We start from the raw sequence: 1,076 nt of genomic DNA on the forward strand, positions 1-1,076 counted from the left end.
TGTCGGGTCCCGTGTGATTAACCACTCGTTTGGTAAATAACTCAGGTCGCTTGGCCTGCCACTCCTTCATCGCCGTGATCGGTGATTGATGATGCAGCGCCTTCTGAGGGATGTGGTGATTGTACAGCCAAGCGTAGCGTTTGAGTGTCTGCTCCAGGTCCTCGCCTGAGGTATAGCGCCGGGTCGCCAGCACGTCGCTGATCCGGCCGTTGAAACGCTCCACCATACCGTTCGTCTGCGGCCTTCCCGGCTTGATCAGGCGATGTTCGATACCATGGGTCTGGCACTCCTGGTCGAAGGGGTGGCGGCCGCTGGGCTTGCGCTCACCTGCCCGCGTGAAGCGATCGGTGAACGACTTGCCGTTGTCAGTGAGCACCGTCTGGATCGTGAAGGGAGCCTTCTCCTCCACGCGCTTCATGAACGCCTTGGCATCCTTGGCAGACTGGCTGCGCCTGACCTCCAGATAGACCCAGCGTGTGGCACGGTCGATGGCGACATACAGGTAGCGTTTCTGCTCCTCATCAGGCATCTGAGGCAGGTGCTTGATGTCGATATGCACGTACCCGGGTTCGTAGTCCTTGAAGGGCTTGTGCCGGGGCTTCCCATCATCACCAGCGTCCTGCCGAGCCAGTTCTGCCAGTGTCGGCACCTCGCGGCGCTGGAGCATGCGGTGCAGGCCTGAGCGAGACAGTCGAGGGTTCAGGAACTCACGTGCCACGACGAGCAGATCATCCAGGCCGAGGCGCAGGAATTCGCGAGCGGCGATCAGCACCTCCTCCTGCTCGGGCGTGAGGGTGGCCAGCAGGTTGTGACGCGTGTGCGGTCGGTCATGGACATCGTCACGGTACCGCCAGCGCCGGATGGTCGCGGGGGAGACGCCATACTGGCGGGCCAGCTCGCTATCCGTGATGTTGGAAGGCGCTGCCTGGATCTCGGCACGGATCTTTGGTGTCGTGGTGGCCTGCTTATGCAGCTTGATGTCCATGAACCTGCTCCCAAATGAATTGCTGTAGAAGCTCTCTGGCTGCCAGCAGAGGATAACTCCTATAGCTCATTTGATCATCCGGGACCCTACA

At 60.6% G+C, this 1,076-nt stretch carries 1 protein-coding gene; it reads right to left on the reverse strand.

Going from position 1 to position 1,076, the window contains the following annotated elements; genetic code table 11:
* On the reverse strand, window positions 1-985 hold a 985-nt coding region (locus NFU04_RS16315), incomplete at its 3' end, for an IS481 family transposase (RefSeq protein ID WP_251310456.1).
* Window positions 986-1,076 lie beyond the last annotated feature (91 nt).

Origin of the sequence: Halomonas sp. NCCP-2165, from assembly GCF_023708045.1 — a bacterium.
Lineage (GTDB): Bacteria > Pseudomonadota > Gammaproteobacteria > Pseudomonadales > Halomonadaceae > Bisbaumannia > Bisbaumannia pacifica.